Below are 21491 nucleotides of genomic sequence, written 5' to 3' on the forward strand. Positions count from 1 at the left end.
ACAATATCATGTTAAAAAGATTTATAGAGCGGCCGGTATTATCAACAGTAGTGTCTATCATTATTGTCACACTGGGCATACTGGGGTTGGTGTCACTGCCTATCTCCCAGTATCCTGACATTGCCCCGCCCACCATACAGGTGCAAACGTCCTACAGCGGCGCCAATGCGGACGTGGTGCTGAAAAGCGTGGTAGTACCGCTGGAACAACAGATCAATGGCGTGGAGAACATGGACTATATTACCTCTACAGCAGGTAACGATGGCTCAGCGAATATTACCGTTAGCTTTAAAATTGGCAGCGATCCCAATATGGCCGCAGTGAACGTGCAGAATGCCGTGGCCCGCGCCACACCGCTGCTGCCGCAGGAAGTAACCCGCTCCGGCGTTACTGTGCAAAAGAAACAGACCAGTAACCTGCTCATCTTTTCTGTTTACAGTACCAATCCATCTTTCGATCAAACCTTCCTGCAAAATTATACTGATATTAATATCACCCCGGTGATCAAACGTATCCCCGGTGTGGGCGATGCCTCCGCCTCCGGTAACATGGATTACTCCATGCGGATCTGGCTCAATACGCAGGCGATGGCTTCCTACGGGCTGATACCCGCTGATATCACTGCCGCGCTGGCTGAACAGAATATACAGGCCGCTCCCGGCCAGTTTGGGGAAAGCGGCGGACAATCGTTCCAGTATGTGATCAGGTATCCGGGCACGCTCATAGATACCACCCAGTTTGGCAACATTGTATTGCGCTCCAACCTGCGCAGCCGTTTGCTACGGATGAGGGATGTGGCCCGCATTGAGCTGGGCGCCCTCAGCTATTTCAACAGTACCCGTACCAACGGCTATCCCGCTGTTTCCGTAAGCGTAGCACAGGTGGCCGGCTCCAATGCCCGCGATGTGATCCGCGAAACCTTGAAGGTAATGGAAGAAGCTTCCAAAACATTTCCCAAAGGTGTGAAATTTGTGGTGCTGCAAAATGTGGACGACTTCCTCACCGCCTCTATCGATAAAGTATTGCATACGCTGGTGGAAGCATTTATACTGGTGTTCGTGGTGGTGTTTATTTTCCTGCAGGACTTCCGCTCAACGCTGATACCGGCGATATCGGTTCCGGTAGCCATTATAGGAACTTTTTTCTTTCTCAAGCTGTTTGGATTCACCATTAACCTGCTTACTTTATTTGCCCTTATCCTGGCCATAGGTATAGTGGTGGATGATGCCATCGTAATTGTAGAGGCTGTGCATGCCCGCCTGGATACCGGCTATAAATCCGCCCGCAAAGCGAGTATTGATGCACTGGATGAAATATCCGGCGCAATTGTGTCCATTACACTGGTCATGTCAGCCGTATTTATCCCGGTTAGTTTTATCGGCGGATCTTCCGGCATTTTCTACAAACAATTCGGGCTCACACTGGCCATTGCCATTGTGCTTTCAGCGATTAACGCACTTACGCTCAGTCCTGCGCTCTGTGCTATTTTCCTGAAACCTCACGGGAAGGAACATACGAAAATGAACTTCCTTCAGCGTTTCTATCATGCGTTCAATGTGGCTTTTGAACGGTTAACAAAACGTTATACCAATACCTTGCGCTTCTTCAGCAAACGGAAATGGATACCGGTGATGGTGCTGCTTAGCTTCTGTGCGGGGTTGGTAATCCTTGCCAGGATGACGCCTACGGCTTTTGTGCCGGAAGAAGATCTGGGTACGATTAACTGTAACATCAGTTTGCCACCGGATGCCTCGCTGGAGCGCACCGATATTGTGACGCGCAAAATCGAAAAGATCGCAGCCACGATACCGGAAATCAATAACGTGCTGGCGGTTACAGGACGCGGGCAATTGTCCGGTACCGGCAGTAACTATGCAATGGTAGTGATGCGGCTCACTCCCTGGGATCAGCGCAAGCGGAATATCCAGCAAATTATTAAGGAACTGAATAAGAAAACGGCGGACATGACCGAAGCGGAGATTAAGTTTTTTGCGCCCGGTACCATCCAGGGTTTTGGCGCATCCAACGGGTTTGCTTTTCAGTTGCAGGATAAAACCGGCGGCGACATTGCGCACTTTTATAAAGTAAGCAAAGACTTCCTCTCTGTATTAACCCAACGGCCGGAAATACAGTTTGCCACCACTTCTTTCAATCCTAATTTCCCGCAATATTTAATGAACGTAAATGTGCCGAAAATAAAAGATGCGGGGCTGAATGTAACAGATATCACCAACGCCATGCAGGGATATTTTGGCGGTATTTATGCTTCCAACTTCAACCAGTTTGGTCAGCAGTACCGCGTAATGGTGCAGGCTTCGCCGGAATTCAGGCTCACGGAAGAAAGCCTGAACGCTGTGTTTGTACGTACCGGCGAGGGGGTAATGGTGCCGATCACGGAGTTTGTGAGTCTCTCGCAAACCTACGGTCCGCAAGCTATTACACGGTTTAACCTGTTCAACTCCATCAGTGTTAATGGAACACCCAATGCCGGGTTCAGCTCCGGCCAATCTATTGCCGCTATCAGGGAGTCGGCAGCGGAAACGTTGCCAACGGGCTTTGGGTTTGAGTTTTCGGGCCTGAGCAGGGAAGAGTTGGCAGGGAGCAGTCAAACTATTTTCATTTTCCTGCTCTGTCTCATTTTCGTATACCTGTTGCTCAGTGCGCAGTATGAAAGTTACCTCTTGCCTTTTGCGATCCTGCTGGCGATACCGGTGGGCATTTTCGGGGCCTTCCTGTTTGCGCAGCTATTTGGTGTGAGCAACAACATTTATGTACAGATCACGCTGATCATGCTGATAGGATTGCTCGCAAAAAATGCGATCCTGATTGTAGAATATGCAGCAGAAAGGCGGCGCAGCGGGATGAGTATTGCGGAAGCGGCGGTGAGCGGCGCGCAGGCCAGGCTGCGGCCCATCCTGATGACATCCTTCGCCTTTATCCTTGGCCTTATCCCGTTGATGCTGGCCACCGGCGCGGGCGCCAATGGAAACCGGTCTATCGGAACAGGCGCTGTGGGCGGGATGCTGGTGGGAACAGTCTTCGGTATATTTATTACGCCTACGCTGTTTATCATCTTCCAGGCTTTACAGGAAAAAATAAAACGTGCACCGGAGGAAGATGATGAGGAAGAAACGCAGCCGCCGGTAACAGCACCGGCATCTTAAAAAAATCCTGCCGCAGGCAGATCTCAAAACAGGTCATATGAATGGTCGTAACAGTATATATATTTTTCTTTTTGTAGTCCTGGCAGGATTCGTTACTGCCTGTGGCATCACGAAGCCATACCAATCGCCGGGCATTACAGACAATAACCTGTACCGGGATATTCATACAACGGATACCAACAGTCTCGCTACCGTTCACTGGAAAGAAATTTTCACGGACTCGCTGTTGCAGCAGCTTATTGACACGGGTATTCAGCACAACCTCGACCTCCAGGTGGCATGGTCGCGCATGCGGCAGGCAGAAGCCAGTTACTCGCAAAGCAGGCAGGCATTGTATCCTGCCGTTAATGGTGATGTGAGCGCCGGTTATGCAGGCGCCTCTAATCAACAGCGTACAGGCAGAACCGTTATACCGCAGCAATATAATGCCGGGCTCGCAGCCACCTGGGAAGCTGATATCTGGGGTAAGCTGCGGAGCAGCAGGCGCGCGGGTTTAGCGGCATTCCTGCAGGCATCCGCCAATGCAAGGGCCGTGCAAACCGGGTTGATTGCCAGTATTGCCACCAACTACTACAACCTTACCGCACTGGATCAGCAACTGAAAATAACGCAACAAACCGTTGTGAACTGGCAGGCGACCGTGGAGGTGATGAAGGAACTGAAAAAAGGCGATGTGGTTACCGGGGCAGCCGTGGTGCAAAGTGAAGCCAGCAGGTATGCCGCAGAAGTAACGATCCCCGATTTAAAGCAGTCGATCCGCGAAACAGAGAACCAGCTGAACCTCTTGCTGGGCCGGCCTCCCGGCCCCATCAGCCGCAGCGGCATGGACGACCAGCGACCAGTCATGCTGCTGAAAACCGGTGTACCTGCACAGCTGCTGGCCAACCGGCCGGATGTGCAGGCAGCGGAATATAACCTGCGTTACTATTATGAATTGACCAATGTAGCGCGTACTTATTTTTACCCGGCACTCACCATCTCCGCTTCTGGTGGGCATACCAGTTATTTGTCTCTCACCGGTCCCGGCTCGTGGATCAGCAACCTGACGGCGGGTTTAACACAACCTATTTTTAACCAGGGCATAAATAAAACCCGGCTGAAGGTGGCGAAAGAGCAGCAGCAACAGGCGGCGCTGGAATTCCGTACGGCCGTATTAACGGCCGGGCAGGAAGTATCGAATGCATTATATTCTTACCGGACTGCCATGGAAAAAGGAAACTCCCGGCGGCTGCAATTACAGAACCTGCAATTGTCTGTTGACTATACACAGGAGCTGGTGCGTTATGGATTTGCCAACTACACGGAAGTATTGAATGCACAACAGAGCCTTTTAGCAGCGCAACTGAACAGGATCAACGATCACCTGCAGCAGTTACAGGCAGTGGTATTCTTATACCGCGCGCTCGGCGGCGGATGGCAATAGTTCCTGCCGGAATGCCAGCGCAGGCAGTGCGGCAGCGCTGTTCAGCACTTCATCTACCAGCCCGAAATCACGGGCTTCTTCTGCGGCCATGAAATGATCATTGCGAAAGGCATGCTCCACTTCTTGCACGGAACGACCGGATTGCATGGCGATGATCTGGAAAAGTTTTTGCTGCAACCTGCCCTGTTCATTAAAAGCAATACGCACATCTTCCGTATATCCTTTGGCGCCGCCGCTTGCCGGATGCATGTGGATGGTAGCATTGGGCAAGGCATACCGTTGACCGGTAGCGCCGGCCGTAAGAATGATGGTGCCCATGCTGCCGGTGAAACCCATTGCCATGGTGGATACCGGCGATTTCAGCATTTTCATGGTATCATAAATAGCCATGCCTGCGTAAACAACGCCGCCCGGACTATTGATGTACATATTTATGGGGCGGTGATTTTCACTGTCGAGGTACAGTAACTGCGCCACTATCAGGTTAGCCACCTGGTCGTCGATGGCAGTGCCGAGAAAAATAATCCTTTCTTTCAGCAACAGGCTGTATATATCAAACGCACCGCGGCTGTCGCCGTCGATTACGGTAGGAACCAGGAATGCCATATTATTTAAAAATAGAAGTGATAGAATTGTTGAAGGCCGTATCCTGCATGAGACGCAGGAAGAGCTGATCCAGCTCGTTCCGTTTTTCTTCGCGTGCAAGCCAGCGCACGAGCTGCATTGTTTTCCGCTGGTACTTCACCTTTTCGCGTAATGCCGGCGCCACCAGCATCCTGGCCTGGAATACCAGCCGGGAGGAAACAGGCATTTCCCGCAGCAGGTATTGTTCAATTTCCCGTGCTTCAGCTAACTGTTTCCGCATAATCTGATTGTTTAATTTGTTTCCTTACTTTTTCCAGGCATTTGTATTTCTGTACGCTGGCAGAATGTTCCGTTTTAAAATTAAAGCCTGCTGTTATTTCGGGTATGGAAAGATGGTCGTAATAAAATGCGTGCAGCAGCTGCAAACATTTTTTCCCGGCGGCTTTTACATATTCCAGTACCGGTTTCGCCACGGGTGGCGGCGCATAATAATCTGCTGGTACGCCAATATCACCCTCTATGTCATCGAGTGGAATATGCGGACCGGATTGTTTCAGTTTCCGCACAGCGAGAATCCTGGCGATCCCTGTAATGTATGCTTCCGCAGGTACCCCGGCAGGTAGTTTGTTTTGCTGTTGTTTTTCAAGATAGATAATAACAGCATCCTGGAAGATATCTTTGGCCATTTCCAGGTGGCCGCCCATCCGGTATATCATGCCTGCTACCCGTGGCAGTGTATTCCGGTATATTTCTTCCAGCCATTGATCTTCATGAGTACGCATATGAGCCTGGTTTTATATACTAGTGTCAGAAACCACTGATATATCACCTAAAATTTAAGAATTTTTTTTTACCTTTGCCTAACCATGTGATCAATACTCTACATACAATAGCAGGCTGATACCTGTATACATGCCGTTCTGGCGTGTTTCATTTCCCATTTATATATTTTTTACCGTCATACAGTGATGCTCCTGCATACGCTGATTTATTCAACTAAATTTTACTGCCATGAAAATGCGTACTGTCATTTCCCCCGCTAACCCGACGCCTGCCGTCGCCATTGTTCATTTCAAAACGATTTTACATGCTTATCAGCGCACAACAACTCAGTTACCAGCTTCCATCGGGGCAGTATTTATTCCAGGATGTCAGTTTCACGCTTCATAAAGGCTACCGGGCAGCGATAGCGGGTCCTAACGGCGCGGGCAAATCTACTTTGCTGAAGATCATTGCCGGCCAGGAAACCGCGTCTTCCGGTACCGTCCGCACTGCCGCGCCCTGTTATTATGTACCGCAGCATTTCGGGCACTTTAACACGCTTACCGTGGCGCAGGCCGCCGGCACCGCGCAAAAGGTCCAGGCCCTTGAATTAATCCTGCAGGGCGACACCAGTCCGCACCTTTACGATATACTCGGGGACGACTGGGACATTGCCGCGCGCAGTGAAACTGCCTTTGAAAAATGGGGCCTTCGTGCATTGCAACCGGATCAGCCCTTGTCCACCCTCAGCGGCGGCGAAAAAACAAGGCTGTTCCTGGCCGGCATCGATATCTTTGAGCCATCCATTGTGTTGCTGGACGAGCCCACCAATCACCTCGATTACCACGCACGGGAACAGCTATACGAATGGATGGCCGCTACCTCGTGCACGTTGCTGATGGTGAGCCACGACCGGCAGCTGCTACGCCTCTGCGAACCCATCTGGGAGCTGCAATCCAATGGCATAAAGACTTATGGCGGCAACTACGATTTCTATGCCGCGCAAAAAACACTGGAAGCGGATGCCTTACAACAGCGGGTGGCTCACCAGGAGAAAACACTGAAAGAAGCCAAAAAGCAACGCCAGGAGGCCATAGAGCGCAAGCAGCATGCCGATGCACAGGCACGGAAACATACCAAAAGTGCAGGGTTGCCTAAAATATTATTGAATGCGAGGAAAAATAATGCGGAAGTATCTACCTCAAAATTAAAACAGGTACATACTGAAAAAGTAGAAGAACTGCGTGCAGGCTGGCAGGAACTTTCTGCCATGACACAGCTCCAGCGCATGATGAAGGGCTATTTTGAGCAATCTACCCTCCATACAGGGAAAGTGCTGGTGCAGGCAAACGATATAAACTTCGGATGGCCTGCTGCACAACCGGAACCCGCGGCGCCGGATCCCCCGCCATCAAATGAACCGGCAAAATCATCATCTCCGGAAAATATGCTCTGGAAAACACCGCTCACCTTTACAATCCGCAGCGGCCAGCGGCTGGCCATTACAGGGCCCAACGGCAGCGGCAAGTCCACCTTGCTGCAACTGATACTGGGCAGGCTGTCGCCGTCAACAGGCGAGCTGTATACCGCCGATACGCGCAGTTTGCTGCTGGACCAGGACTATACGCTCATAGACCGGAGTAAAACGGTATTACAGCAGGCATTGTCTTACAACAGCAACCTGCTGGAAGTATCGATGGTAAAAACGGTGCTGGTGAATTTCCTTTTTGGCCCGGATACCTGGGATAAGTCGTGCGCAGTGCTGAGTGGCGGTGAAATGCTGCGACTGGCCCTCTGCAGCATGACCTTACAGGACAAAGCGCCTGACATGATCCTGCTCGATGAACCCACCAACAACCTGGATCTGCAAAACATTAAGATACTGACGCAGATCTTCGGGGAGTATAAAGGTACGTTGCTGGTCATTTCCCATGATCCCGACTTTATTGCGGAAGTGGGTGTGGATGATGTACTGGCGTTAAACACCTAATGTTATCTTTTCCCGGAAAGGCTTCGTGAAAGCCTTTCCGGGATACTTGTTATAGTTCGGGAATGCCATCCAGGCTGTACGCACTGAAGGCAACGATGCCGGTCACTTTAACAGGCAGGAAACTGCCCGTAGCGGTGAGATACCGATACGTATCGCCTGTTCTGCAAAGCAACGGGAATCTGTACAGCACTTCCGTGGAGCCATAGCGGGGAACTTCTTGCAGCGCTATATCATCAAAAAGCTGTTTGCTTACCGGTTGTCCGGCTTCATTCAACACGGTAAATTTACCGCCTGTTTGCGCCAGGAATCCGCGTCCGTTCTTTTCCACGAGCAGGCCATCGTATATGGGCGGCACTATTACTTTGCCGGTGCTATTGGTATAACCATAAAGCGGATATCCTCCGTTAGCCGTTTCCTTTTCCAGCAGCTGCGACTTTTTTTCCGGGACAATGGGCACTTTAGGTGCGGGCATCTTTACGCCGTTATGATTAAAGAAAAGTTCTTTGTAGCTGCCTTCCGGGGTGCTTTGGGATGCCAGGAATAAACTGCTGTCTGCCGATGATACGCTGATGCTGTTATATACTGCGGGGATCAGCATCTTCTTCTTCCTGATATCATACACACCTGTGCCGGTTTCTTTCTTTACCGCCACCAGCCCGGGTACCAGGTCATCCAGTTTTTTATACGCCACGGGCAACACCTGCTCCCCTGCTGCATCATACAAGCCATACATCTCCTGGTAACTTACTTCCAGTAATTCTATGCCGGGGGCAGTAACTGTGGTCCTGTCGATATCAAAGAAGGCAGGTTCCACTACTTTCCTGTTAACCGGGTTATAAAAACCATAGAGTGCTTTTTGCTTCAGCTTAACGAGAGGGGCGGAAAAACGTTTATCCATGAAGGTTATTTCGGTATAATCTTTTGCCAGTAACTTCTTACCGGTGGTATCTGTCAGGTTATAGTTGCCATCCACCCGGATAATAAAATAGTCACCGGATCCTGTAATATCACCTTCGTATGCAGGGGCAATCATTACCTTCCCATCTTCCCGCAGGATGCCTGTTTTACCATTTTTTGTGATCTGGAGATAGGGTCCTCTTTCTGTTTCGCCATAAGCATCGGTGATATCGTTATAAATAAAATCGGCTATGGTAACGCCGTCTTCGTTAATCAGTCCGTACTTCCCGTTCTTTTGCGCTTTCAGCAAACTGTTACCTGTTATCGTCATATCTGTATACTCCGGTGCGGTATATTCTTTTTTTGTTTTCAGGTTGATGGTTACTTCGTGCCCCTGCTTTTTGAAACATTGTACCCAGTTGTCGCTGCGCATAAAAGCGTGTGCATGTTCGTATTCAAAAGGCATCAGGACATTATTGTTAAAATCGATGATACCCCATTTACCATTCTTCTGCGCAAACAGGTAATCTCCTTTCCTGCCGCATCCGCCGCAGTAGTCGAATGATTCATACATGGCCGGTATCAGCAACCGGTTTTCTGCGGTGCTGTAGATTCCCCATTTACCGCCGGTTTTCACATCAAAGTGTGTATCGTCCAATATGCCAGCGTCTTCAAACTGCAGCGGCAGCAACAGCTTCCCGTCGGTATCTGCATAAGTCATTTTACCTTGCTGACGCAATACCAGGTAAGTTTTCCATTTCAGTTCGATGGTATCATATACTGGCGGCAGCAGCCACTTTCCATTACCGGCAACAATGCCTGTTTTGCCGGCGCTGCTTACCAGGAGCATGGTTTCCTGTGCTTCAGGCAGTGCTTCCTCATCTGCAGCTGTGGCGGCAGCGGGGTGATACAGGGCAATTAACGATCTGATCAAATGCTTTTTTGCCGGTGGAATCTATATACCAGCTTTTGCCGGATTCTTCCATACGGGCAAACCCATTATGAAACGCGGATCCCTGCTGTGCGGATAAGCTATGAGCCGCCAGCAAAAAACTACCTGCCAGTAAAAAACGTATATTCCTGCCTGTTATACCCTTAATCATCATATCCTTTTTTCTTCAGTGATTTATAGGGAAATGCTTTCCCTTGCGCATCGAGATAAAAATACCATTTGCCTTCCTGTACCAGTATTGGAAAGATATTTTTGTCATATCCCTGGTTGACGTCCATATTATCATAGATAGCGGGAATGATCATTTTACCGGAGGCATCTGCGATACCGTACTTGCCGGCGCGCGCTACCTGGAACAGGCGCTCATCTTTCCGGTAGCTGATATCATCAAATTCTACCGGTAAAATTATCTTACCCAGGCTATCTGCTACGCCATATTTGTTATTGCGTGACACCTTGAAAAAAGGCGCGTCGTAGATATCGTCGATTTCCTCATACGCCACCGGGAGCAATGTTTTACCTTCCTTTGTGATCAGTCCTTTGCGGTCTCCTTTTTTTACCACGAGCAGGTTGTTCATTGCATAAATATCGTCGGCTGTAACCGGGTAAATAATTTCTTTCCTGCGGTTGATGATGCCGTATAAGGTATGTTGCGGGGTGCTGTCGATTCCTGCCAGCGCCAGGTCGTTCCAGAAATCTCCCACAAAGCTGTAGCCATCAAAAACCACTTCTTTTCCGTTGGGATCTAAAAATACATTGTTGCGGGCGTTGCTCCATAATTTCAACAGGCCGTTATTGAATCTTGCATTGCTTCCCTTTTCGCTTTCCGGCATCAGCAGCCGCGACACCTGGTTTTCTTTAAACTCCCAGCGCTGGCTGGTATAGAGCGTATTGCCTGCGAGATCGGTGAGCAGGCTGGTGGTGGAGCCATCGTCGTTGTATTGTGTTTCTACAATCCTGTTGGTGTCCACCGCAGTAAAAAATCCATACCGTTTTCCGCCACGGAGAATCTTTCCCGTTACATCTGCCAGGGAAGTGGTATCGCCTTTGCGGAGCAGCAGCATCCGGCTGTTTTGCCACTGCAGCCATTCGTACTGGGCGGGGATAATTTCTTTCCCGGTCGTAATATTAACCAATCCTATCTTCTCTCCTTTTACAATGGGCAGGTAATCTTTTTTGCTCTCCCCTGCGTTATCATCAACATATGAAAATCCGCTGCCGAAGCCATTTACCAAACCATCATAGACTACTGGCAGGATTATTTTCCCATCCATTCCAAGGACGCCAGTTTTACCATTTTTCTCCGCAGCCAGGAAGGTAGTGTCTTGCCAGGAGAACGGCGTTATACGGCTGTATGTAAGGGGCAGAAGGCTTTTCCCGTTTGCATCAAACAGGCCGGTGCCAGTGGCATCGCTTACCAGGAAAACTACCGGCACGGGCGACACCCGGTCTGTTGCCTGCCCGGGCGCCGATATTACGCCACCGTCAAACACTTCCTGTCCTGCTGCATTAATCGCTTTAATGTCGCTGTACCGCGGCGGAATGATCTCTTTGCCTTCGGTATTTACCACCCCGTATTTATCGCCTATGCTCACTTTCATGACATTGCCCGTCAAACCGGTTCCCGTGTATTGAAACGGGAGCAGTGTTTTACCGCCCGCGTCTACGAGGCCGGTTTTACCGTTTTTTTCTACGGCAAACAGCGTGGTGGCCGGTCCGGGCTTGCATTTATCATAGACAGCAGGAATAATCACCTTTCCGTTTTGATCCATGATGCCTGTTTTACCGTTGGCAGTAAAACCAAAATAAGTGCTGTTGCCGCCGAGGTAATCAAACGATTCGTATCCTGCCGGAACGATGATGGTGCCGTCTTCCGCTGCCAGTCCGACTTTACCTGCTTTGGTAATTTCTATAGCGTTTTTTAGTGCATAGCTTTTACCTGCTTCTTCGTATATGGGTTCCTGTAATACCTTACCGGTTTTAATATCTATCCATCCCCAGCGTCCATCCTTCTTCATTTTCAGTACATGGGGTGTGAGCGCGCTTACCTCGGCGTATATAGGCGGGCAGATGATATTGCCGAGTGTATCTGCGGCGCCATATTTTCCATTGAGCCGGGTAATTACAAAGCAATAATTTTTTGTGGAGTCGTTGTTGTCCTGCTCATCGGCCAGGGTGACCTCATCATATTTGAAAGGGGCAATGATCTTACCGGCATTGTTGATAGCGCCATAGGCGTTGTGCTTCACGGCTACTACGGTATTGTAGTAACCCGTGTTTTCCGTTTTATCTACCAATACTGCACCGGAAACATGCAGCCATTGTTTTTGCTGGTTAATCAACACGGGGGCAAACTGTCCTTCGAATCTTCCGAGGTAGCCCGCTACCACGGGCTCTTGTGCATGCAGGGATATGCTGTTTAAAAGGAGTCCTGCCAGTAAGTATCTCTTTATCATCTGTCTTGCTACATTATGAAATAGTATTCTTCTCATGGAAGATATGCAAAGATGCGGATCTTTCAGAAAACGCAAATAAATATCTCTTGTTAAAAAGATACCGGCTACTTTTCCGGGAAGCGATCCATCCTTTTCCGTTCAACGAAAAGGTGCAGGGTTTTTATAATTTTTTTATTACGTTTGTCGATTCCCAATTGGGGTGTGAACCTAAGAAATGAAAAAAATCTGCATTATGAATGGAATGACTAAATCTGTTGCCACTGCATTCCTGGGCGCGTTCGCAGCGCTACAGGGGCTCTCCGCAGTAGCTCAATCGAATGAAAAGCCTAAGTTGATAGTAGGCATTGTGGTAGACCAGATGCGCTGGGATTACTTATACCGTTACTACGACCGTTACGAAGCGGGTGGTTTCAAACGTATGCTGGGCGACGGTTTTTCCTGTGAGAACACTTTTATCAGCCACCTTCCCTCCTTTACCGCCGTGGGACACAGCACCATTTATACAGGCAGTGTGCCGGCTATTCATGGTATCACCGGCAACGACTGGCCCGATCAGCTTACCGGCAGAAAATGGTATTGCACAGAAGACACTACCGTACAAGCCGTGGGCAGTAGCAGTGCTGCGGGCAAAATGTCGCCGCGCAACCTGCTGGCCTCCACCATTACAGATGAATTGAAACTGTCTACCAACTTCCGCTCTAAAGTAGTAGGCGTATCACTGAAAGACCGCGCCTCTATTCTTCCTGCCGGACATACGCCCAATGGCGCCTTCTGGCTGGACGACAGCAACGGCAGCTTTATTACCAGCACCTGGTACATGAAAGAACTGCCGGAGTGGGTAAAGCGTTTTAACGACCGCAAAGAGCCCCAACTGTTAATGTCTAAACCCTGGGAAACTTTATATCCTATCAATACTTATGTGCAGAGCAGTGAAGACAACGTAGACTGGGAAGGTACTTTCCCAGGTGAAAAAGCCCCTGTTTTTCCGCATGCACTAAAAGATGCTTATAAAAAAGATCCGGGCAACCTGAGATCCACTCCCGGTGGCAATACGCTCACACTGGATTTTGCGAAAGCCGCCATTGAAGGGTATGACCTCGGCAATAATACCGTGACCGACTTCCTTACTATTAACTGCGCTTCCACCGATTATGTAGGCCATAAATATGGTCCTAATTCCATTGAAGTGGAAGATACTTACCTGCGACTGGACAAAGACCTGTCGGCCTTTTTTACTTACCTGGACCAGCGTGTAGGAAAAGGCAATTACCTCGTGTTCCTTACTGCCGACCACGGCGCCGCGCATGCCATTAAATTCATGGAAGAGCATAAGCTGCCTTCCGGGCTGACAGAAAGCAGGAAACTGGTAGCTGGCCTGGATAGCACGCTGAATGCACGTTTTGGCGTAAGTAAACTGGTATCTTCTTTTATGAACTACCACGTAAGCTTCGACAAAGCTAAAATTGCGGCAGCTAAACTGGACTATGATGCGGTGAAGAAAGAAACGGTGAAGTATTTTGAGGCACAACCGGGTATCCAGTTTGCCGCCGACCTGGATAATATCGGCGCAAATCCTTTACCGGAGCCGCTGAATACCATGGCGATCAATGGCTACAACCGTAAACGTACCGGTTCCGTGATTGTGATTCCTGAGCCAGGATGGTTTGAAGGTTCACTGAAGGGCACTACCCACGGTAACTGGAATCCTTTCGATATCCATATCCCACTGGTATTTATGGGATGGCATGTAAAGCATGGCGCTTCCAATGAAACCGTACATATGACAGATATTGCCGCTACCCTTGCTGCAATGCTGCATATACAAATGCCAAGCGGTTGTGTAGGCAAGCCTGTAAAGGAAATATTGCAATAATATATTCCGGGAGGACTTACACATCCTGTAAATCCTCCCGGATTCTTTTTATACTCTTCCCATAAACGGATCTGTTATCCCTTCTTCTCCTGTTTCCACTCTTCCTGCATACCGTTGACTAAAAGTATCAAAGCCAGCAGCACGTACACTGAAATCGTACCAGCCATGACTTTTTTGCAATGGCAATACCAATTCCAATGTGGCGCCGGCGGCAACATTCCGCTGGATCACTTTTCCGCCGTAGGCATTGTCTGTGATACTGAAATCGCGTGCACTGTTACCGGTATTGGCTACACGTAAAACAAGATTGCCGGTTGCTTTCTTTTTCAGCTTGCCATTTATTTCATAACCCAGCTCCAGGTCCAGCTGCGGATGTTTAGCGGAGCCTTCAAACGCGCGGTAGAATCCGTTGGGGCCGTGCAGGTGCAGCTGATAACGGTTCTCCGCAAAGGCTTTGGCGGGCCACTCATAGGTGATCGTGTCTCCGGCAGCCACTGCAAACGACCAGGTTCTTCCGGTTTCTGTTTCACCTGTTTGTTCGTCTTTGTAAGGGAGGTTGGTGTATACAGTAAAAGGCGCGCCATGTGCCCGGTCGCCGAACAATTGTTTGTCGGCTTTCATTTTCAGCGTCAGCAACTGCTCACCGGTTTTCCACTGACCATCCGCCAGCAGTTCATAAGGCAATGCGCAGGAAGGGCGGGTACCTTTTTCCTGTTGTAAGATCGTAGTGCCGTTGCCATTAGCAAAGGCTTTTACCTCTTCACCGGTAACCTTCTTAAAGCCTGCGGGTGCTGATTTAAAACGGGCGTTATTAATATTTTCCACTACACGGCGCTGGTCCAGGAAAATCTGTTTGGCTGGTGTGGTGGTATTAAACGGACTGAAGGCTGCGGTAAGATCACCGCTGATGGTGCGTCTCCACTGACTGATATTATCCAGGTGTACCTGTTTGTTTAGCTTCTTACTAAAAAATGTTTCCAGGAATTGTAAAGTAGAAGTATGCTCAAATACCTGTGAGCATACCTTTCCTCCCCTGCTCCAGGGCGATGCAATCATCATAGGCACCCTGAATCCCAGTCCTACCGGGGCTTCCCGGGCCTGCTTTTCACTTATGCCCTGTTTCAGTTCATGCGCCAGTCTCACCTGTTCTATCTCCGTATCTATTCCGGCGGAGCATTTACCAGTACCGGGTTTATTGTTATCGCAGATAGAGAAAGGCACCACATGATCGAAGTAACCATCATTTTCATCATAGGTAACAATGAAAATAGTTTTCTTCCAGACGTCCGGTTTTTGTGTGAGGATATCGAGTATTTCGGATACGTACCAGGCGCCATACCAGGGGGCGCTGGGGTGGTCGGAGAAGTTCTGCGGGCCTGCCAGCCACGATACCTGAGGCAATGCGCCTTCGTTCACATCTTTTCGGAACTGGTGGAGTACATCGCCGGCGGGCACTGTGATGGTGCGTTCCTTTGAGCCGTCTTTATAATTTACGGCTGTTACGCTCCGGTAGGCGGGATCGTTTTTATTCACTACAAAAGCGCGTTGGTACAGCGATTTCTGTTGATCCGTTAATTTCTCATAGCTTTCTTTATTCCATTGCAGGAGTTCCTGGGTAGCATTGTCCAGCACCGCTTGTTTTTTGGAGATATCGGTGCGGATCTTTTCGGCGGCGGCATCCGAAGAAGGGCTGGCTTCCTGGAGTTTATTGATTTCGTCCGGCAGGGTTTCCACCTGTTTCAATAATCCGTTTACATACCGTTCAGAGAACTTCACGTTATAGGCCGCAAAAAATTCCAGCAGGTTACAGCCAAAATTTGCGAGCCATGCCCTTTCCTCTCCTTTCCATCCGCCACCGCAGCTGATTTCATTCTGGTAAAATTTCCAGGCGATATTATTTTCCTCCAGTAATTCCGGGAATGTTTTCCACGGCAGTTTCCCGTAGCTGAAGTCATCGTTCCGGATATGTGCTTTTGGCAGTCCATCTACTTCATGTACAATTTTGCCCGTCCAGAAAAAGGAGCGGTTGGGCGTGGTGCTGGTCATGGCTGAGCAGAAGTTCTGGTCGCATACCGTGAAAGCATCTGCCATTGCGTAGTTGAAAGGAAGATCTTCACGGGTATAGTACCCCATTGTTAAAGGCATGGCCGCATATTCCTTGTTGCCGGGTGTTTTTGCGATGAGCCATTTATCGTAGCGGCCTTTGTTGTAGGCATCTACCTGGCTGGGCCTGGAGTGGGGCAATGCTCCCATCCATGTGGCTTTGGTATCTTTGATATTCAGCCGGAAAGGTGCGTAGGTATCACCCTGGGCGTTAGTTTGAAACCATACCGGCTTTGCGTCCGGCAACCATACGGCGCGCGGATCGTTAAAACCCCGGACGCCCTGTAAAGAACCAAAGCAGTGATCGAACGAACGATTCTCCTGCATGAGGATCACAATATGTTCCGCATCGTGGAAAGTGCTGCCGGGAGCAGGATCTATGGCCAGTGCCCGTTGAATGGATGCGGGCATCATGGTTGACAAGCCTGCTGCACCGGATAGTAATAAAGATTTTTTTAGAAATTCTCTGCGTGAGTCCATTTATATTCCGATTGAGTGGGTTTTACATTGTTCGAAAAACAAAATAAAAAACATTCTCAAGGAATGCAATGGCGCCTCCCGTTATGTGTTTATTATCCGGTATGTACGGCTATGGTTGAGGACAACCGGTAAGGGTATGCCATTCGTGTTCGGTTCGGGTCATGAGAAGGGCGTTGTCAAATGCAACCGTTCCTTTCTTAAACACCGTTGTATTTTCAAAAAAACTGGAAGCTACGTGCAGCAGTTGCAACGGGCTTACTTTCCATTGATAGGTTTGTAACTTTAGCCCGTCGAGCGACTGCTGACTATTCGGAGAATAACCAACGGCGCCACCTTCAAAAAATGCAGAGGCGTTTTCCAGCGTTTCAAAAACAGAGGTCGCGGGAAACTCGCTGGTGCTGCGCGCGTCGATGGAGATAGAGGTTTTATCTGAGCTGGTAAAATCAATATGAAAATGCCCGCCGGCCTCTTTTACGTGAAAATCCGCCAGGTGATGTTTCCCGGGAAACAGTCGTCCGCCGGCAAGGGCGTTTAGCTTCGATGAGGTATCCCTGCGTGGGATATAAACGCCTTCTTTCGTAATACCATTCTCCTCCCACTCTACTGCAATGCGATGGGCGCCATTTTCCGAGGAAATGCCCATAAAATCAGGCAAGCCTTTAGGCTTAATATGTTTCAGTCTGATCAGGCAGATACCAGCAATGGCTTTGCCTTTGTAAATTTTAGGACGGAAAGGTGCGGGCAACAGCGACTGAACGGCTTCCGGGTCCACGGTAAAATTCACCAGGATGCGGCGGTCAATATAACCATGTATAACGGGTAGCTTCATATAGGTAAGGATCTGATTAAAGGTACTGCAAAACAACTTCAGAAATGACTATTTCATAAAATTGAACAAATGTTTTGAAAAGTTGTTCAATTTACTATCTTTGTAAAATATTAAACTCAAAACCAGACTATGGCGGTAAGTGAAAAGAAGGGAAATATGGATGCTTCCACCGAAGAGCGGATTAAAGCCGCGGCCAGAACTGTATTTACCAAGAAAGGTTACCAGGCTACCAAAGTAAGGGATATTGCAGCAGAGGCTGATATCAACCTGTCGCTTGTCAATTATTATTTCCGCAGCAAGGAAAAGTTGTTCCAGTTTGTGATGGCAGAGATCGTGGAGAAATTGATTACCACGGTAACGCTGATCCTTAATAACGAACAGTTAAGCGTGCAGCAGAAAGTGGAACAGGTAGCCAATCACTATATTAACCTGTTGCTGGTGAATCCAGACTTCCCGTTATTTATGGTGAATGAGATCTTTGCCGGCACGGATGAGTTGTTGAAAGACAACCGCAAAAATGCCATCTTCCAGTCTCATTTCTTTAAACAATTAGCGGCGCTGCATAAAGAAGGAAAGCTGAGCATCCAGCCGATACAGTTAATGATGAACCTGATAGGCTTTGTGGTAATGCCTTTCCTGGCCAGGCCCTTACTGGAAAGGAACAAGGTGGTGAAACCGGGAGAATTCACCGCGCTGATGGAAGAACGGAGAAAGCTGATACCCATCTGGATTAAAGGCATGCTGAAATAGCTGCTTTTTTTTGCCCGGAAATTGAACAACTTTTCAAAACAATAATTCAAACTGAATATTGCACTATGAACTTATTTAAAGCTTTGTGCTGTTTCATATTATTGGGGCCTGCGGTGGGCAGGGCATGGAGCCAGGCGCCTGCCACCCTTACCATTGAAGAGTGCTATACCCTGGCCCGCCAGAATTATCCGCTGATCAGGCAGTACGACCTGATCGCACGCAGCAGCAGGTATTCGGTGGAAAATGCGGGCAAGTTGTATTTACCACAACTCACCGTAAGCGGACAGGCAACGTACCAGTCGGAGACCATCAACTTTGGCGAGGCAATCCCTTCATTGCCCGGCGTGACATTCCCTTCGCTGAGCAAAGACCAATATAAAATACAGGCGGAGATCTCCCAACAGATCTATGATGGCGGCGTAAGCAAACTGCAAAAGGAAAGCAGCCGTGCCAACGAAGCCATACAGCAACAGCAACTGGAAGTAAACCTTTACGCCATCCGCGACCGGATTACGCAACTCTATTTCGGAATATTACTGATGGAGGCACAGCTGGAGCAAAACGGGCTCAGGAAAGCTGACCTGCAAAGCGCCACGGATAAGATGCAGGCGGCGCTCAACAACGGTGTGGCCTACCGTAGCAATGTGGATGAACTGAAAGCGGAAATTATGAATACCGAGATGGCCGCCACTGAATTCAGCGCTAACAGGAAAGCCTATATGAAAATGCTGTCGGCTTTCATCCATCAGCCGCTGAACGATAGCACCCGCCTGGCATGGCCCGTACCAGTGACGCCACAACAAGGTATACATCGACCGGAAATTACTTACTATGATATTCAGAAAAAAGCCTTCGACGTACAGGAAAAACAATTGCAGTCGGGCTACCTTCCCAAACTGAGCGCTTTTATCCAGGGCGCCTATGGACGGCCCACACTGAATATTATCGACAATAAATTCGGCGCCTGGTGGCTGGGTGGCGTACGCCTGAACTGGTCTTTAGGCAGCCTCTACTCGCTGAAAAACAACCGGCAGCTGCTGGACATCAACCGGCAAAACCTGGATGTAAGCAAGGAAACTTTCCTGTTCAATACCAGCATGAACCTCCAGCAACAAAACCAGGATATTGATAAGTTTGCCACCCTGATAGAACAGGATGACAGCGCCATTACGCTCCGCTCCTCTGTCAGGAAATCCGCGCAGGCACAGCTGGACAACGGCGTTATCACCGTACATGACTACATCTCCCAGCTGAATGCGGAGAACCTGGCGAAACAATCACGTATCCTCCACAGCATACAATTATTACAGGCTCAATACAATTATAAAAACACCTCCGGGAACTGATTAATTATTGCATATGAAATACAACATGATACTTGGTATAGCCGTTGTGATGATGATCAATGCCTGCGGAAGCGGCAAAAACGATTTCGATGCGTCCGGCAACTTTGAAGCAGATGAAGTGATCGTATCTGCCGAACAAACCGGTGAAATACAGTCCTTCGTTATAAAAGAAGGCGACAAGCTCACTGCCGGGCAAACCGTTGGACAAATTGACGTAACCATCCCCACCCTTCAAAGGGAACAGGTGCAGGCATCTATCAATGCGCTGAAAGAAAAAACCCAGGACCCGGTGCCGCAAACAGAACTGGTGCGCAGGCAGCTGCTGGTGCAGGAAGCACAGCTGCAACAACAATACCGGGAAAGAACACGCACGGAGAACCTGGTAAAAAGCGACGCCGCCACACAGAAACAACTGGATGATATCAATGCCCTCATTGTGCAGCTGGAACGGCAAATCAGCGTGACCCGGCAACAACTGAAGCTCAACAACTCCAATACGTCTACCCAGAACCGCAGCATACTCAGTGAAAAAGCCCCGCTGGAAAAATCACTGGCCCAATATGCAGAACAGATCCATAAAGGACAGATCATTAACCCGGTGAGTGGTGTAGTACTGCTGAAATATGCGCTGCAGGGGGAAATGGCCACCGTCGGTAAACCGCTGTACAAAGTCGCCAATATCGATACCCTTTACCTGAAGGCTTATGTAACCGGCGTTACGCTTCCGCAAATTAAACTGGGACAACAGGTAGAGGCGCGCATTGACCAGGGTCAAAAGAACTATAAATCATATACCGGTGAAATTACCTGGATCTCCGATAAATCTGAATTTACCCCTAAAACCATTCAAACAAAAAATGAACGGGCTAACCTGGTGTATGCCATCAAGGTAAGGGTAAAAAATGACGGCTATCTGAAAATAGGTATGTATGGTGAAATGCTGATTAATAAAGCATCCAAATGAGCGCAGTAACACTGGACCATATCACCAAAACTTACGACAAGGGTAAGGTGCTGGCAGTGGATGATATTTCACTGCAGGTGGAGGAAGGTGAACTGTTTGGCCTGATAGGGCCTGATGGCGCCGGCAAAACATCCGTCTTCCGCATCCTCACTACCTTGTTGCTGCCCGACAAAGGTACGGCCACCGTGCGCGGCTATGATTGCGTAAAAGACTATAGAGAAATACGTAACAGGATTGGGTATATGCCGGGGAAATTTTCCCTGTACCAGGACCTGACCGTAAAAGAGAATCTCGATTTCTTTGCCACCCTCTTCGGGAGCACGATTGAAGATAACTACGAACTCATTAAGGATATCTACGAACAGATAAAACCCTTCAGCGATCGCAGGGCCGGAAAGCTCAGCGGAGGTATGAAACAAAAGCTGGCATTGTGTTGCGCGCTGATCCACAAACCGGAAGTATTATTCCTTGATGAACCTACTACCGGCGTGGATGTAGTATCCCGGAAAGAGTTCTGGGACATGCTGAAGTACCTGAAGCAACAAGGCATCACCATCGTGGTGTCTACTCCTTACATGGACGAAGCCGTGCTTTGTGAAAGGATTGCACTGATACAAAATGGTAAGATCATGTCGGTAGATACGCCCGATAATATCATGTCCAGATTCCCGGTGAAACTCTATGCCATCAAGGCGGACAATATCTATCACTTGCTGACGGAACTGCGCAGCATGCCGGAAGTGGACAGCAGCTTTGCTTTCGGGGAATACATTCATATTACGCTGAAAGACGCCGGCGCTGATATAGAGGCATTGCAGCGTAACATCACCCAACGGGGACATACACACGTAGCCATAAAATTAATTCACCCGGGCATTGAGGATAGCTTTATCCGGTTAATGAACCAGGCCTAAAAC

15 protein-coding genes are annotated in these 21491 nt (G+C 49.0%); 8 read left to right on the plus strand and 7 right to left on the minus strand.

What is annotated here, in order from left to right; translation table 11 throughout:
* Positions 1-8 precede the first annotated feature (8 nt).
* Both QFZ51_RS19925 and QFZ51_RS19930 read left to right on the plus strand, forming a co-directional pair.
* Positions 9-3164: an efflux RND transporter permease subunit gene (locus QFZ51_RS19925; protein ID WP_429048266.1), complete on the plus strand. Its 3156-nt coding sequence runs from the start codon at positions 9-11 to the stop codon at positions 3162-3164.
* A 37-nt stretch (positions 3165-3201) separates the two neighbouring features.
* A complete protein-coding gene (locus tag QFZ51_RS19930; protein ID WP_429048268.1) occupies positions 3202-4587 on the plus strand; it encodes a TolC family protein in 1386 nt (461 codons plus the stop codon).
* Here QFZ51_RS19930 and QFZ51_RS19935 read toward each other — a convergent pair.
* The 3 genes from QFZ51_RS19935 to QFZ51_RS19945 are packed head-to-tail and all read right to left on the minus strand — an operon-like array spanning position 4555 to position 5954.
* The gene (locus QFZ51_RS19935; protein ID WP_429048270.1) at positions 4555-5193 is read right to left on the minus strand and encodes a ClpP family protease; all 639 of its coding nucleotides are present in this window, start codon (positions 5191-5193) and stop codon (positions 4555-4557) included. The genes QFZ51_RS19930 and QFZ51_RS19935 overlap by 33 nt on opposite strands.
* Position 5194: 1 nt before the next feature.
* Entirely contained in the window at positions 5195-5452 is a 258-nt protein-coding gene (locus tag QFZ51_RS19940; protein ID WP_429048272.1) for a hypothetical protein, read from the minus strand.
* Positions 5433-5954, minus strand: coding sequence for an RNA polymerase sigma factor (locus tag QFZ51_RS19945; RefSeq protein ID WP_429048273.1), 522 nt, complete (start codon positions 5952-5954; stop codon positions 5433-5435). The genes QFZ51_RS19940 and QFZ51_RS19945 overlap by 20 nt, the downstream gene beginning before the upstream one ends.
* Positions 5955-6259: 305 nt before the next feature.
* Between QFZ51_RS19945 and QFZ51_RS19950 the strand changes: the two genes are divergently transcribed.
* Complete coding sequence (locus tag QFZ51_RS19950) at positions 6260-7924, plus strand: ABC-F family ATP-binding cassette domain-containing protein (RefSeq protein WP_429048275.1); 1665 nt, start codon at positions 6260-6262, stop codon at positions 7922-7924.
* Positions 7925-7973: 49 nt separating this feature from the next.
* Here QFZ51_RS19950 and QFZ51_RS19955 read toward each other — a convergent pair whose 3' ends face one another.
* A complete protein-coding gene (locus QFZ51_RS19955) occupies positions 7974-9755 on the minus strand; it encodes a WG repeat-containing protein (protein ID WP_429048276.1) in 1782 nt (593 codons plus the stop codon).
* Between the two features lie 161 nt (positions 9756-9916).
* Complete coding sequence (locus QFZ51_RS19960) at positions 9917-12229, minus strand: WG repeat-containing protein (RefSeq protein ID WP_429048277.1); 2313 nt, start codon at positions 12227-12229, stop codon at positions 9917-9919.
* Positions 12230-12461: 232 nt separating this feature from the next.
* On the opposite strand from QFZ51_RS19960, the gene pafA reads away from it, so the two are divergent.
* Entirely contained in the window at positions 12462-14102 is a 1641-nt protein-coding gene (gene pafA / locus QFZ51_RS19965) for an alkaline phosphatase PafA (protein WP_429048278.1), read from the plus strand.
* A gap of 48 nt (positions 14103-14150) precedes the next feature.
* Here pafA and QFZ51_RS19970 read toward each other — a convergent pair whose 3' ends face one another.
* Both QFZ51_RS19970 and QFZ51_RS19975 read right to left on the minus strand, forming a co-directional pair.
* Positions 14151-16685, minus strand: a complete 2535-nt coding sequence (locus QFZ51_RS19970) for a phosphocholine-specific phospholipase C (RefSeq protein WP_429048279.1) — start codon at positions 16683-16685, stop codon at positions 14151-14153.
* 109 nt (positions 16686-16794) lie between these two features.
* A complete protein-coding gene (locus QFZ51_RS19975; RefSeq protein ID WP_429048281.1) occupies positions 16795-17514 on the minus strand; it encodes a DUF2071 domain-containing protein in 720 nt (239 codons plus the stop codon).
* Positions 17515-17643: 129 nt separating this feature from the next.
* Between QFZ51_RS19975 and QFZ51_RS19980 the strand changes: the two genes are divergently transcribed.
* The 4 genes from QFZ51_RS19980 to QFZ51_RS19995 all read left to right on the plus strand — a co-directional run bounded on the left by QFZ51_RS19980 (position 17644) and on the right by QFZ51_RS19995 (position 21488).
* Entirely contained in the window at positions 17644-18264 is a 621-nt protein-coding gene (locus QFZ51_RS19980; RefSeq protein WP_429048283.1) for a TetR/AcrR family transcriptional regulator, read from the plus strand.
* 65 nt (positions 18265-18329) lie between these two features.
* Complete coding sequence (locus tag QFZ51_RS19985) at positions 18330-19610, plus strand: TolC family protein (RefSeq protein ID WP_429048285.1); 1281 nt, start codon at positions 18330-18332, stop codon at positions 19608-19610.
* Between the two features lie 13 nt (positions 19611-19623).
* A complete protein-coding gene (locus tag QFZ51_RS19990) occupies positions 19624-20574 on the plus strand; it encodes an HlyD family secretion protein (RefSeq protein WP_429048286.1) in 951 nt (316 codons plus the stop codon).
* On the plus strand, positions 20571-21488 hold the full coding sequence (locus tag QFZ51_RS19995) for an ABC transporter ATP-binding protein (protein WP_429048288.1): 918 nt from the start codon (positions 20571-20573) through the stop codon (positions 21486-21488). Before QFZ51_RS19990 ends, QFZ51_RS19995 begins: the two co-directional genes overlap by 4 nt.
* The last annotated feature ends 3 nt before the right edge of the window (positions 21489-21491 follow it).

Source organism: Chitinophaga sp. W3I9 (genome assembly GCF_050434025.1).
Lineage (GTDB): Bacteria > Bacteroidota > Bacteroidia > Chitinophagales > Chitinophagaceae > Chitinophaga.

Excerpts from the sequence above, each read along its gene's own strand:
- QFZ51_RS19990 (WP_429048286.1), top strand. The coding sequence starts at position 19,624 with ATGAAATACAACATGATACTTGGTATAGCCGTTGTGATGATGATCAAT.
- QFZ51_RS19975 (WP_429048281.1), bottom strand. The coding sequence starts at position 17,514 with ATGAAGCTACCCGTTATACATGGTTATATTGACCGCCGCATCCTGGTG.
- QFZ51_RS19980 (WP_429048283.1), top strand. The coding sequence starts at position 17,644 with ATGGCGGTAAGTGAAAAGAAGGGAAATATGGATGCTTCCACCGAAGAG.
- QFZ51_RS19995 (WP_429048288.1), top strand. The coding sequence starts at position 20,571 with ATGAGCGCAGTAACACTGGACCATATCACCAAAACTTACGACAAGGGT.
- QFZ51_RS19970 (WP_429048279.1), bottom strand. The coding sequence starts at position 16,685 with ATGGACTCACGCAGAGAATTTCTAAAAAAATCTTTATTACTATCCGGT.
- QFZ51_RS19930 (WP_429048268.1), top strand. The coding sequence starts at position 3,202 with ATGAATGGTCGTAACAGTATATATATTTTTCTTTTTGTAGTCCTGGCA.
- QFZ51_RS19960 (WP_429048277.1), bottom strand. The coding sequence starts at position 12,229 with ATGATAAAGAGATACTTACTGGCAGGACTCCTTTTAAACAGCATATCC.
- QFZ51_RS19925 (WP_429048266.1), top strand. The coding sequence starts at position 9 with ATGTTAAAAAGATTTATAGAGCGGCCGGTATTATCAACAGTAGTGTCT.
- pafA (WP_429048278.1), top strand. The coding sequence starts at position 12,462 with ATGAATGGAATGACTAAATCTGTTGCCACTGCATTCCTGGGCGCGTTC.
- QFZ51_RS19940 (WP_429048272.1), bottom strand. The coding sequence starts at position 5,452 with ATGCGGAAACAGTTAGCTGAAGCACGGGAAATTGAACAATACCTGCTG.
- QFZ51_RS19945 (WP_429048273.1), bottom strand. The coding sequence starts at position 5,954 with ATGCGTACTCATGAAGATCAATGGCTGGAAGAAATATACCGGAATACA.
- QFZ51_RS19935 (WP_429048270.1), bottom strand. The coding sequence starts at position 5,193 with ATGGCATTCCTGGTTCCTACCGTAATCGACGGCGACAGCCGCGGTGCG.
- QFZ51_RS19950 (WP_429048275.1), top strand. The coding sequence starts at position 6,260 with ATGCTTATCAGCGCACAACAACTCAGTTACCAGCTTCCATCGGGGCAG.
- QFZ51_RS19985 (WP_429048285.1), top strand. The coding sequence starts at position 18,330 with ATGAACTTATTTAAAGCTTTGTGCTGTTTCATATTATTGGGGCCTGCG.